Source organism: Brevibacillus fortis (genome assembly GCF_046196545.1).
Taxonomy (GTDB): Bacteria; Bacillota; Bacilli; order Brevibacillales; family Brevibacillaceae; genus Brevibacillus; species Brevibacillus fortis_A.
On record NZ_CP176370.1, the window covers coordinates 437,830 to 450,372 of the forward strand.

The following is a 12,543-nucleotide window of genomic DNA, read 5'->3' on the forward strand; positions in this document are numbered from 1 at the left end:
AGCGGCTTTGTCCGCCTTACCTATACAACATAAAATGTAAGGAGAGATTGATCATGACAAATATCACATTGAACGTAGAAGGTATGTCTTGCAACAAATGCGTAGCGCGCATCGAGAACACGTTGAAAGATCTGGGTGCAGAAGGCAAAGTAAATCTGGCTGAAAAAAAGGTTGAGGTTTCCTACAACGAGAGCAACTTGACTCTCGATGCAGTAAAAGAAGCTATTGAAGACCAAGGTTACGACGTCGTTTAATCATCGTACCTATCCAAAAGCTCCTGCCTGATTGAGGCGAGAGCTTTTTTTCTTTTTTGTAAAGAATTCGTAAATCGTTAATCAAACGTACATATTTGAGCGGATGAACGAAACAAAATCGCATGAACACCTGATTTTACTTTTATCAAACCTTGTTAGGTGCTTTATATGGCCTTAAAAAACGGGATTTAGAATGAAATCAAACAGAAAACACAGCAATGTCGGATAGTGAAACAGGAGGAATGGTCATGCTGGATTTGCATATGCACACGACTGCTTCTGACGGAAAGCTGTCACCTCGGGAATTGCTCATAGAGGCCAAAGAGCGTGGTGTGAATTATTTAGCCATTACCGACCATGATACCGTGGATGGTTATCTGCTTGCCCGTGAGGATGCCCAGCAGCTCGGCATACAGCTTATACCGGGAATTGAGTGGAATACAGACGGATCGGAGGACGAGCTACATATTTTGGGGTACGGCCTGGATATATCCGATGCTCGCCTGCTTCATGTCATGGAAAGACGGCAACGGGAGCGTATCGAGTGGATCAACGAGATAGTTGTGGGCTGCAATCGACTGGGGCTGTCCATTTCTATGGAAGAGTGCATGGCACGGGCGAACGGCAGAGTGATAGTTCGCACGCATGTTGCAGAGGTCATTGCCGACCGGGGCTACTGCTCATCTCCCCAGTCTGCCTTTGAGACGTATTTGCGCAAAGGGTGTGCCGCTTACGTGCCCCGTCCTATCTTTTCTGCACGGGAAGCGATTGAAATTACCCATGAAGCGGGCGGAATTGCTGTACTGGCTCATCCTGGCATCTACCCGTTTGAGGTTCAGCTTGATGCGTTGCTTGAATACGGAATCGACGGGATTGAAGTATATTATCCGAGACATTCGGCTGCACAGATGGCTTTTTGGGAGAGACAAGCCAAAGCCCATCATCTCATCCGTTCGGGAGGGAGCGACTTTCACGGTCATCGCTCACGCAACCCATATCCGGTCGGTAGCGTGCCAATCCCGGCAGAGGTAAAGGAGTGGTGGAAATGCTGTATGTTTCATCAACACTGATGTGGGCTTACCCGGTAGAGGCGGCTGTCTTGATTGCGCGTCAATACGGATTTGCGGGTATGGAGGTATGGGCGGAGCACGTCTGGTTTTACCAGAGTGACCCGAAAGAAATCCAACAGGCGGCAAAACGAGCGGGAATGAAGCTGACCTTGCATGCAGCTAGCTGGGATTTGAATTTGTGTTCGCTGAATCATGGCATTCGCAAGCAATCCATTGAAGAGGTGAAGCGTTCCTTGACGCTAGCAAGTGAAATCGGAGCCAAAAGTGTGACCATCCATCCGGGACGAGTGACACTGTCGCCCAGAAACCGAAGCTGGCATGAGCCGATTCTGATTGAGAGCGTGAATGAGCTGGCGTACGAAGCGAGGAAAAAAGATTGTATGTTGTCTATCGAGCACATTGAGCCTCTGCCGAAGGAAATGATCGTGACACCGCAAGATATGAATCAACTGAGAACGGCATTGGAATACCCGACGACAACCACGTTTGATATTGCTCATGTTCCTCTTTCCTGTTCCTTGTCGCAATTTTACCGCGAGCTGGAGGGGATCGATAAAATTCATGTGAGCGACGCTACGGCAACCAAGCTGCATGTGCCATTAGGAACAGGAGAGATTGATTTGCTAGGCATTTGGCCGTTGTTGTTTGAAGAAAAGAGACCCGTTGTTGTGGAAGGCTTCGATGATGCGAGGAGCTTGTCTCAGCTCAAGCAAAACATGGTTTATTTACGGCAAGAGGATTGTGTTTCATTTGGATAGGAGGTCCGTATAATTTTGAATATTCTCGTAACCAATGACGATGGAATTTTTTCAAGTGGAGTGCTTTGTCTGGCGCAGGCACTTCAGCCCTTTGGCAATGTATCCATTGTCTGCCCGGATCAAGAACGTAGTGCGATCAGCCATGCCATTACGTTGAAATCGCCAGTCAAAGCAAACAAAGTAAACTTTTTTGAAACCTCGCTGGAAGCATGGGCCGTCAATGGCACACCGGCTGACTGCGTCAAGATGGCGATTGAGGTCATTCTCAAGGAAAAGCCAGATGTAATTGTATCTGGAATCAACCGTGGACCGAATCTGGGACGGGATGTCTTTTATTCAGGTACGATCTCAGCAGCGATTGAGGGGGCGATGTACCAGATTCCTTCCATCGCCATATCTCTCGCTACGCTGAAGCCAAACCCGAATTTTTCAATCATCGAGCCGCTTGCCTACGAAGTATTTGAAACTCTGCTCAGACACAAGCTCAGTCCCGAAACGGTTCTGAACATCAATCTCCCGTATTTGTCCAAGGAAATGGTAAAAGGAGTAGCAGTCACGCCGCTGGCAATGGATGTTCTGCGCTATCAATATGTGGGCTTGAACGATCCGCAAGGGTATATGTGCTACTGGCTCTCCGACCACTTGAGTGAGCTCCACTTTGAGGACGAGGAGTCTGATTATTACAAGCTTCGCGACGGTTATATCACGATTACTCCTTTGCAATTAAACATGACGAATACTGCCATGAAGGCAAAAATCGGCAAATGGTTTCAAGGCGCGAAGCAAAGCTCTTAGCTGTTAACCACTCATGATTTTTAGGAGGAATGAACAAGTGAAACGTGTTCTTAGCCCAAAATGGACCCTTTCTTTATTCGCAGCCGTTTCTGTCTTCGGACTGGCAGCTTGCGGTTCCCAGCCTTCTTCCACATCACCAACCCCGGCGGCAAACACCGCAGCGACATCTGAGTCTGCCCCTGCCCCTGCCAAAATCGCAGGGTCGCTGAGCTTTTATACCTCCCAGCCAGATGCAGACGCGCAAGCATTGATCGAGGGTTTTTCGAAAAATTATCCGGAGGTAAAAGTAGAGCTGTTCCGATCCGGTACAGAGGAAGTGATGAGTCGCTTGCAGGCGGAGGCACAAGCTGGGCAGGTAAAAGCAGATGTGCTTTTGGTTGCGGATGCACCGACCTTTGCTAGCTTGAAAAAACAGGATTTGCTCATGCCATATGCTTCGCCCGAGGCTAAAGAAATTCCGGCGGAGTGGAAGGATGCAGAGGGCGCCTATACGGGAACCAAAGTGATGGCAACCGTTCTTGCAGTCAACAGCAGCAAGGTTGCCGCTCTTCCGGATAGTTGGAAGGTTCTGACCAGTCCGACAGCCTCGAACAAAGCGATCATGCCAAGTCCACTCTACTCTGGGGCAGCAGCCTATAACATAGGCGTACTTACACGTCAGGCTGATTTTGGCTGGGACTACATAGCCGGACTCAAAGCAAACCAGATGACAGTCACAAAAGGCAATGGTGCTGTATTGAAAAGCGTCGCAGGCGGCGAGAAGGAATATGGGATGGTTGTGGATTACCTCGTAGCTCGGGCGAAAAAAGACGGCTCTCCAGTCGAGCTCATCTATCCAAACGAGGGTGTTCCTGTCATAACCGAACCAATCGGGATCATGAAAGCAACGAAAAATGCAGAGGCAGCAAAAGCGTTTGTCGATTATGTGCTCTCGGAAGAAGGACAGCAGCTTGCAAGCAGTCTTGGGTACACCCCGATCAGAAAAGGCATCGCTGCTCCGGAAGGGCTACGCGCTCAAGACCAGATCAAGGTGCTTTCTGCGAATACAGATGAACTTGAAGCGAACAGAGAGGCGGACAAAAAGAAATTTGGAGAGATGATGGGTGCAAAGTAACTGGCAGACAGCAGTGTCCGAGCGCAAGATGGGGGAACGGCGAAAAATGGCCGTGCCCCTGTCGTTGGAAAAGGCGGCCACATGGATCGTGTTGGTGCCGGTCGCCTTCTTTTTTATTTATCCGTTGTGGAAGTTGATCGCTCTTAGTGTGCAAACAGAAGCAGGGATCGGTCTTCGATACTTTGCGGATGTGATCACACATGAACGCACGTGGAACGCTATCGGTCACAGCGTTACGGCGGCAGGAGCTTCTACGCTCATCGCGTTAGTCATTGGCGTGTCGCTGGCTTGGTTATGCGCCTATACAGACATACGCTGGAAGTCTGGCATTCACGTACTTGCCCTGTTGCCATTGCTGATTCCCTCGTACGTGATGACCTTGGCCTGGACACAACTGGCAGGTCCGCAAGGGGTATTGAACCTGGCAGCGAGCTGGCTTTATGGTGGGCCTTTGGAGCTGTGGAACGTCTATGGCTTGGACGGGATCATTGTTGTAATGGGTCTAACGCATTATCCGTTAGTCTACATGCTCACGCTGTCCGTTCTGTATCGGATTCCCAAAGAACTGGAATGGGCGGCTCATTCTTCAGGGGCTACGGCTACGACCGTATTTCGCAAGGTGACACTCCCACTCGCCTTACCGGGAATAGCAGGAGGAGGACTGCTTGCTTTTATTTCCGGACTCGATAATTTTGGTGTCCCGGCGTTTCTCGGGATCCCGGAAAATATCCCTTTATTGAGTACGTTGATTTATGAGGAGGTCATCGGATTTGGCCCGAGCGCTTTTGCGAGGGCATCTGTCTTGTCTATTTTGCTTGGAGTGATAGCATTGGCTGGAACAGGAGTACAGTGGCTCTTTTTGCGTAAAAGCCGGGTGGACCAGACCAGTGCCGAGGACAAATCGATTCGCCGTCACTTGGAAAGATATAGACGGGTTGTGGAGGTTCTTGTTGGACTCTTTTTGTTGGTGACGAGTGTGCTTCCTCTCTTGTCCATGGCAGCGAACGCTTTCATCAAGGCGTATGGGTTGCCTTTTGTTCCGCAAAATCTGACGTGGAAGCATTTTGCGTTTGTTCTGTTTGACCATGTTGGAACGAGAGCGGCCATCGGCAATAGCTTGATGCTAGCCTGCTTGACTGGCGTCTTGTGCGTGGTGGCTGGAACGTGGTTCGCTTACTGGCGCATCCATCGGCCTTCCTTTATGGGAAAAGTAATGGAAGGAGCTGTCGCTTTGCCGTATGCTTTGCCCGGTATGGTGCTTGGTCTGGCGATGATTTTAACGTGGATCGAGCCGATTCCCGGCTGGCAGCCAGGAATATATGGAACGGTTTGGCTCATTTTGATTGCGTATGTAACTCGCTTTTTGATCTTGCAAGTAAAAAGCAGTACGGTCTCTATTATGCAGGTGGGCAAGGAAGTAGAAGAAGCAGCACGGATCAACGGTGGTCGATTTTGGGCGAAGTGGTCCCGGATTTTGCTTCCGCTCTATGCACCGGGAATGGCAACAGGCTTGTTCCTGGTGTTCCTGACAGCATTTACTGAATTGACGATATCATCGCTTCTGTGGTCATCCGGTTCGGAAACGATCGGTGTCGTTATTTTCAGCTTTGAGCAGGCGGGATCAACGACTCATAGCACGGCCCTTTCTTCGTTGATCGTAGCGGCTATCCTGCTGGCTTTGGCAATGGGCGGTTTGTGGAAACGATATTGGCAACGGAGGATACAGGGATGAACAGTGCAAGAGTGAAGGGCGTTTCCAAAAAATTCGGAGATGTGACGGCGCTCCACCATCTGGATCTACAAATTGGACAAGGGGAATTCGTTGCCTTGCTCGGGCCGAGCGGTTGCGGAAAAACGTCACTGCTTAGGCTATTAGCGGGTTTTGAATCGCCTACCAGCGGAGAAATCTGGATCAATCAAGAGTGCGTAGCGGACCAGACAAGAAGAAAGCCGGCAGAGGAGCGGCGGATAGGTATGGTGTTTCAGTCATTCGCTCTTTGGCCGCATTTGACTGTCTATGAGAATGTGGTGTTTCCGTTGCAACATCAAAAGCACGTGCCTGCCGCTTACAAAGATAATCCCAAGGCACGGGTGGCACAAATGCTGGAGATGGTCGGTCTCGGAGGAATGGAAGAGAGATTTCCCAGTCAGCTCTCTGGTGGACAAAAGCAGCGCGTTGCTCTGGCGCGGGCCATCGTGTTTAACCCTACGCTGCTCCTGATGGACGAGCCATTGAGCAGTCTCGATGCAGAGCTGCGTATGCAAATGCGCAAGGAAATCCAATTTATTCACCGCGAGCTGGGGACTTCCATCGTCTACGTCACACACGATCAGTCAGAGGCACTGGCTATGGCGGATCAGATCGTCGTAATGAAAGGCGGAAGGGTGGAACAAGCAGGTAGCCCGCAGGATATATACTATTTGCCCCAATCGCCTTTTGTCGCCAAGTTTGTGGGACGGGCCAACTTCTTAAAAGGAAACTGGTCTTCCCCCAATACCTTTTTGTTGGAGAGGCAAGGAGAGCCAGCGGTACCGATTGCCGTTTCCCGCGACTTTTCTTCCTTTCACGCTCAGCAAATATTGCCGGTTCGTCCCGATCAGTTGAAGCTCGTACCGTGGCAGCAAGGAATGGAAGGCGTTGTCGGAAAGGTATCTCATGTGCAATTTCAGGGGCGAGAGCTGCTTTATTCCATCCGGGTCGGGGAGGATGACTGGGAGGTTGTCACGGACATCAGTCAGCGATTTTCCTATGAGGAGCGTGTATGCGTAGAGGTTTGTGTGTAAAAAGGGAAAGATAGCCAAGGGATTCTTCAATTGGATAAGCATGAACCATCTAAATCAATGCGACTCATTAAGAAAGGCGCTATTCTGTTTGATTCAACGAAAACGAACGTTCACAACAACTGGAAGCGAGCGTATAATCAAATCACAATCACGATTCAATAAGAAACAACACATACGGCCTAGTTCCGAGATTCTCGGAAGCGGGGGAACCAATCTTTTGGGGTTAATCCTGAGTGATCAGGAGGGATGAGGAAATGTCTTCTCTGCCATCCTACCCGTCAGCTAACCTCGTCGGCCAAAGCAGGGAAGGTCATGGATGGATAAAGTCTAGGCTTATAATGCGCAACAAGGGGATTCCTTTTCCTTGCGGGCATGTGATAGGCCGATACAGGCTTTTTCTTTGGGACCTTTGTTCTGGAGAAAAAGATGGATCGGCCTATTTTTTATGGAAATACCGACGAGCAGCTTACGCGATACAGACGTGAAAGGGAATGGTGTGGATCGCTGGGAGGCAGTTGGTACGACATAAACCGCTGACAATCGAAATCAGGAAGACAGAGTACAGGGAGTCCTGAAAAGGGACGCCAGGTATTACGTAAGCCTGCGGATTTTCAACACGAGTAAAAATCAAGCGTGCATGCTTGGTTTTGCTGGAGTGTGGAAACTTCGCGGGCTTTTTTCATTTACGAAAAAACGAAGGATGAGGGATACCATGCCCAAAATGAAGGTCCATCAACTCACAAAAGTGTTCGGCAAGCAGCCAGAGCTTGCCTTGAAGCTGCTGGCAGAAGGACGTACGAAGGAACAAATTTACAAGCAAACAGGCCAGTCTATCGGGGTAAATCAGGTCAGCTTTGAAGTCGAGGAAGGTGAAATCTTCGTCATCATGGGCCTGTCCGGCAGCGGCAAGTCAACGTTAATCCGACTGTGTAATCGCCTGATTGACCCAACGAGCGGAAGCATCGAGATCGATGGGGAGGAGATTGTAGACATGAAAGCAACGGCTTTGCGCGAGGTGCGGAGGAAGAAGCTTGGGATGGTTTTCCAAAATTTCGCCCTGTTTCCGCAGCGGACGGTACGAGAAAACGTCGAGTTTGGATTGGAGATTCAACAAGTACCACCGGGGCTCCGGCTAGAAAAAGCACGGGAAGCGCTCGCGCTCGTTGGATTAACCGAGTGGGAAAATGCGTACCCGGATCAATTGAGCGGAGGGATGCGCCAGCGAGTCGGATTGGCGCGGGCGTTGGCGAATAATCCAGACATTCTCTTGATGGACGAAGCGTTCAGTGCACTGGACCCGCTCATTCGAAAAGACATGCAGGATGAGCTGCTGGAGCTTCAGATGACGATGAAAAAGACGATCCTGTTCATTACACATGACTTGCACGAGGCGTTGCGGCTGGGCGATCGGATTGCCTTTATGAAAGACGGACAGATCATTCAGATCGGCCGCCCGGAAGAAATCATGGCAGATCCAGCGGATGAATTCGTGCGGAAGTTCGTCGAGGATGCCGACCTATCCAGGGTGCTCGTTGCTGAAAATGTGATGAAACGGGCAGAAGCAATCACCCCTGACAAAGGGGCGCGAGTGGCGTTGCAACTCATGATGGATAACGGAGTGTCCAGCTTGTACGTCGTGGACAAAAAGCGCACACTGCTCGGCTTGATTACGGCCTATGACGTATCACTCGCGATCGGTACGGGAGATTCACTGGAGACGATCATGAAAACTGACCTCCCTACTGTTTCACCGGACGCACGTCTGCACAGTTTGTTCCCGATGATGGCAGACCTGCACGTCCCGATTGCTGTAGTGGGCGAGCAGCAGCGTTTGTTGGGTGTCATCGTAAAAGGAGCGGTTCTAGGCGGGCTGGTAGGCAAAGTCAATGTCCAAGAAAACCAGAGAGCAGAGGTGATGAGTGATGGACGCCGTGCCTAAGCTGCCGATTGGCGAATGGATGGAAGGCTTCGTGGAGGTGCTGGGCCAGTACAAAGGGGTATTGTTTGATCCGGTGTCTATTGTCATTTCTACGATGGTGACTTACTGTTCCACGGTTTTGGCAGAGATACCTTCGCTGATTCTCATCTTGCTGCTGGGGGCCGCTGCGTGGGTTTTTGCAGGGAGAGCGTCCATGGTCTTTACGGTTATCGGACTTTCTCTCATTCACAACTTGGGGTACTGGGATGAAACAATCGAGACATTGGGACTCGTCCTCACTGCCACCATGATTTCGATCGCCATCGGGATTCCGGTGGGCATTCTTTGCGCGAGACACGATACGTTTCGCAATCTGGTAACGCCAGTACTGGATTTGATGCAGACGATGCCAGCGTTCGTTTACTTGATTCCCGCGATCTTTTTCTTCGGCTTGGGCGAGGTGCCGGGAGTTATTGCCTCCGTTATTTTTGCTTTGCCGCCAATCGTGCGTCTCACGAACTTAGGCATACGTCAGGTCCCAGCAGAAATGGAGGAAGCAGCGGACGCCTTTGGCGCAACTGGGTGGCAAAAGCTCGTGAAAGTGCAACTGCCGTATGCGAAATCGACGATCTTGGCGGGAGTCAATCAGTGCATCATGCTCGCCCTGTCGATGGTGGTCATAGCGGCTATGATCGGGGCGAAAGGCTTGGGTGCAGACGTATATCGCGCCGTGTCGCAAGTGGATATAGGAAGAGGATTCGAGGCGGGGCTATCCATCGTGATCATCGCTATCGTCTTGGATCGGCTTACTCAATATGCAGGAAAAAAGGAGCGAAACACATGATGAACAAAATGGTTCCAGCTTTACTGGCAGTGATGATGGGAGCGACAGCTTGGCTTGCAGGCTGCTCCAGTCAAAATACAAACACACAAATACCGACAGCAACGGTGATCGGTCCGATTTCTTCAGAGACGTCGGACAACGCGCTAGGAGAAAAGCTCGACTACAAAATTATCGGAATCGACGCAGGAGCAGGCTCGATGGTGAAGACAGAGGAAGTCATGAACCTTTATGGCTTGGATAAATGGCAGCTTGTTGAAGGCTCAGATGCAGCAATGACAGCAGCTTTGATCAAGGCGTACGAAGCGAAGGAACCGATTATCATTACGGGCTGGACGCCGCATTGGATGTTTAAAAAGATGGATTTAAAATATTTGGCGGACCCGAAGAACGGCTTTGGTGGAGCGGAACAAATCCATACCATCGTGCGCAAAGGGCTGAAAGAGGATCAGCCTGCTGCCTATCAATTTCTAGATAAGTTCTGGTGGGAGCCAGCCGATATGGAGTCAGTCATGGTCCAAATGATTGACGGAAAAGACCCGGAAGTGGCCGCTGCGGAATGGGTAAAAAACAACGAAGCCAAAGTAGCGAAATGGGTGGAGGGCATCCAGCCTGTCCAAAAAGAGAAGCTGACTCTCGCTTATGTAGCATGGGATTCCGAGATTGCCAGCACGCACGTCGTAGAGCATGTGCTGGAGCAGAAGCTGGGGTATGAAGTCGAATTGAGTCAGGTGCAGACTGGACCGATGTGGGCAGGTGTGGCCATTGGAGATGTAGATGGGATGGTTGCGGCTTGGCTGCCGTCTACAGATACGAGCTATTTGAAAAAATTTGGTGGGCAAATTGAGGATTTGGGTCCGAATCTCGACGGTACCAAAATTGGACTCGTGGTTCCTTCGTACATGAACATCTCGTCAATTGAGGATCTCCAATAAGGAAGGGGAGGTGCTGCTATGAAGCATTATCTCGTAATGGGCAAGGGGGAAGCTTTCACTTCTTTTGTCCAGACACTATGCTGCGACAGTTTTCCAGCTTTTTGGGGAAGGAATCCCGGTGCCTTTTCATTGACGGTAGGGCCTGGAGACAAGACGATTCAGCGTTTTTTGCCCATCTCATTTGACGAGTGCTACCGCGATCAGGAATCCTTGCTGCTCTATCATTCCGTCTACATCTTTCCCGATGAGTGGGCGGAAGGACGTGACTTCGTTACACTGTTCAAGCAGCTGGGCACCTGCCGGATTTTTGTGATGACGCAGGAGCACCGGAACGCGATGTTATACAAGGCGCTCGGGGCGAATCACGTCATCGTGAGCCAGCCCGGGTATAAAGGCTACGGCTGGTTGGCTGAACAGATGAGTGGGTAAGAGAGGAATAGAAAAGGCTCCGCCTGCAAATGAGGCGGAGCCTTGTTTTCGTGAAATTAGCCCAACATTTTTTCGAGGTCCTTGTCCAATACATATACCTCGATTCGTTCACCCATTTTCGTGCTGATGTCACTATGACTCGATAGTACCTTGCAGCTTGTTAGCTTTTCTACGATTTCTTCCGATTCTTCGCTGTACATTTCACGAAGAACCTCGCGCATTTCTTTGACGATGCGGCGACCTTTATCGTGACTGGACAGATGCTTTTCTTCGACGGTGAGAACGCCCTTGAACCTAGCGATGACCATATCACCGACGATATAGGTCTTGGCTTCCTGCGGACCTCGTCCAATTAGTTCGCGTTGAAATTTTATGAATGCTTCGCTGATTTCAGCTTCCAGCTTTTTTTTGTTAGAGATGGCCAAACGCCATACCTCCCATAATTTATCATTGTGCCTAATATTACTCAGCCGTCTGGAGGCTGTCAAACAAATAGGCTGATAATGTGAAAACGCAAGAGAAACGATGAAATATCATGATCGGATGAGGCCTGATAGGTTTAAATCGCTTACACGGATAAAGAACGCAAAAATCGTGTGAAAAAGACTGAAATAGGACATTAACATCCGATTATGCCAGACGTATAATGAGACTCGTAACCAACAATTGCAAATATGGCCAAATCCCGAGGCACTCGGGAACGGAGGACCCAATCAGTAGGGGTTAATCCCACGTATGAATCGTGGGAGGGATGAGAAACTCTTTCGCCATCCTACCCGTCAGCTAACTTCGTCGGCTAAAGCGAGGGAGGTCTAAAGACCGCCTGTTTGAGGAGGCCTTTTTGTTTTCCATTTGGGACGACAAAGGTTGACTCGAAACGTAATGCAGGTCTTTTCGTTTTGCTCAAAAACGGCCAATGACCGTTTTTACTCACAAATAAATAGCTGTTTTTTTGAAAAAGGAAACGGGAGACAAAACGCAAAGAAGGCAACTTCAAGTCGGCTGGGCGTTAGGTAGACCAATGAGTACTTTTTCTCCGATACAAAGGAACGTTTTTATTTGCCGCGAAAAGGCGGGCGACTTGTTTCGTCTGTTTATCTTTCGCTCGGTCAAATGTGGCGATCTTTCGGGGGAATTGTAAGCATTGGTCTATTTTTTTATCCCAAATGGCAGGCTTTCTTCAAAAAAATCTGTGTTCAAAAAGTTGGCTTTTCAGCACCGAGAAAGTGGCGAGAACCTGATGAAGGAGGAGCGGAGTGTAGGGGACCTACATGAGCACCGGACTTTGAAGGTGAACGACACTTTCGACGTCGCATAAGCCCTCAGGACTACTACGTGATCAAAAGACAACTTTTTGAACTACCTTTACAAGAAAGCTCGTACAGGGGATAGCGAGAGAGACGCTTCGGTCAGACTTCACGGAATAATTCGTACGGCAAAAAAGGAGGGACATTGCATGGACGTGGTTTCCATACTGCTCTTGGCGCTTTCATTCGGTGTATTTTTTGCACTCATCAAGTTTTGTGACGCCGTGGTAAGAGAACAGGGAGGGAAAGAGAAATGATCTGGTTGCTGCTGATTGTGGCAGGGCTTGCGATGTACCTGTGCCACGCATTGATTTACCCGGAAAAATACTAGGGGTTTA

Annotated in this window: 13 protein-coding genes and 2 riboswitches; of the genes, 12 read left to right on the top strand and 1 reads right to left on the bottom strand. The window is 49.7% G+C overall.

The window, feature by feature from the left end:
- Positions 1–53: 53 nt before the first annotated feature.
- The 11 genes from ACKKE8_RS02545 to ACKKE8_RS02595 all read left to right on the top strand — a co-directional run bounded on the left by ACKKE8_RS02545 (position 54) and on the right by ACKKE8_RS02595 (position 10,898).
- A complete protein-coding gene (locus ACKKE8_RS02545; protein WP_012684125.1) occupies positions 54–254 on the top strand; it encodes a cation transporter in 201 nt (66 codons plus the stop codon).
- Positions 255–502: 248 nt separating this feature from the next.
- The gene (locus ACKKE8_RS02550) at positions 503–1,324 is read left to right on the top strand and encodes a PHP domain-containing protein (protein WP_409176788.1); all 822 of its coding nucleotides are present in this window, start codon (positions 503–505) and stop codon (positions 1,322–1,324) included.
- Positions 1,300–2,082 carry a sugar phosphate isomerase/epimerase family protein gene (locus tag ACKKE8_RS02555; RefSeq protein ID WP_409176789.1) on the top strand — a complete coding sequence of 261 codons (783 nt, stop codon included), beginning with the start codon at positions 1,300–1,302 and terminating at the stop codon, positions 2,080–2,082. The genes ACKKE8_RS02550 and ACKKE8_RS02555 overlap by 25 nt, the downstream gene beginning before the upstream one ends.
- 15 nt (positions 2,083–2,097) lie before the next feature.
- Positions 2,098–2,877, top strand: a complete 780-nt coding sequence (gene surE, locus ACKKE8_RS02560) for a 5'/3'-nucleotidase SurE (protein ID WP_409176790.1) — start codon at positions 2,098–2,100, stop codon at positions 2,875–2,877.
- Between the two features lie 37 nt (positions 2,878–2,914).
- Positions 2,915–3,991 carry an ABC transporter substrate-binding protein gene (locus tag ACKKE8_RS02565; RefSeq protein WP_409176791.1) on the top strand — a complete coding sequence of 359 codons (1,077 nt, stop codon included), beginning with the start codon at positions 2,915–2,917 and terminating at the stop codon, positions 3,989–3,991.
- On the top strand, positions 3,981–5,723 hold the full coding sequence (locus ACKKE8_RS02570; RefSeq protein WP_409176792.1) for an ABC transporter permease: 1,743 nt from the start codon (positions 3,981–3,983) through the stop codon (positions 5,721–5,723). The genes ACKKE8_RS02565 and ACKKE8_RS02570 overlap by 11 nt, the downstream gene beginning before the upstream one ends.
- Positions 5,720–6,775 (top strand): ABC transporter ATP-binding protein, encoded by a 1,056-nt coding sequence (locus ACKKE8_RS02575; protein ID WP_409176793.1) that lies wholly within the window; start codon positions 5,720–5,722, stop codon positions 6,773–6,775. Before ACKKE8_RS02570 ends, ACKKE8_RS02575 begins: the two co-directional genes overlap by 4 nt.
- A gap of 166 nt (positions 6,776–6,941) precedes the next feature.
- Positions 6,942–7,088: riboswitch (cyclic di-AMP (ydaO/yuaA leader) on the top strand.
- Positions 7,089–7,487: 399 nt separating this feature from the next.
- Positions 7,488–8,714, top strand: coding sequence for a glycine betaine/L-proline ABC transporter ATP-binding protein (locus ACKKE8_RS02580; protein WP_409176794.1), 1,227 nt, complete (start codon positions 7,488–7,490; stop codon positions 8,712–8,714).
- Positions 8,698–9,537, top strand: a complete 840-nt coding sequence (locus ACKKE8_RS02585; protein ID WP_409176795.1) for an ABC transporter permease — start codon at positions 8,698–8,700, stop codon at positions 9,535–9,537. The genes ACKKE8_RS02580 and ACKKE8_RS02585 overlap by 17 nt, the downstream gene beginning before the upstream one ends.
- Positions 9,534–10,469, top strand: coding sequence for a glycine betaine ABC transporter substrate-binding protein (locus ACKKE8_RS02590; protein WP_409176796.1), 936 nt, complete (start codon positions 9,534–9,536; stop codon positions 10,467–10,469). Before ACKKE8_RS02585 ends, ACKKE8_RS02590 begins: the two co-directional genes overlap by 4 nt.
- A gap of 18 nt (positions 10,470–10,487) precedes the next feature.
- Positions 10,488–10,898, top strand: coding sequence for a hypothetical protein (locus tag ACKKE8_RS02595; protein ID WP_409176797.1), 411 nt, complete (start codon positions 10,488–10,490; stop codon positions 10,896–10,898).
- Between the two features lie 56 nt (positions 10,899–10,954).
- On the opposite strand, the gene ACKKE8_RS02600 is transcribed toward ACKKE8_RS02595, so the two are convergent.
- Entirely contained in the window at positions 10,955–11,323 is a 369-nt protein-coding gene (locus ACKKE8_RS02600) for a DUF2294 domain-containing protein (protein ID WP_012684130.1), read from the bottom strand.
- A 241-nt stretch (positions 11,324–11,564) separates the two neighbouring features.
- Positions 11,565–11,711, top strand: a riboswitch (cyclic di-AMP (ydaO/yuaA leader).
- 747 nt (positions 11,712–12,458) lie between these two features.
- Here ACKKE8_RS02600 and kdpF point away from each other — a divergent pair.
- Positions 12,459–12,536, top strand: coding sequence for a K(+)-transporting ATPase subunit F (gene kdpF, locus ACKKE8_RS02605; RefSeq protein ID WP_111914364.1), 78 nt, complete (start codon positions 12,459–12,461; stop codon positions 12,534–12,536).
- Positions 12,537–12,543 lie beyond the last annotated feature (7 nt).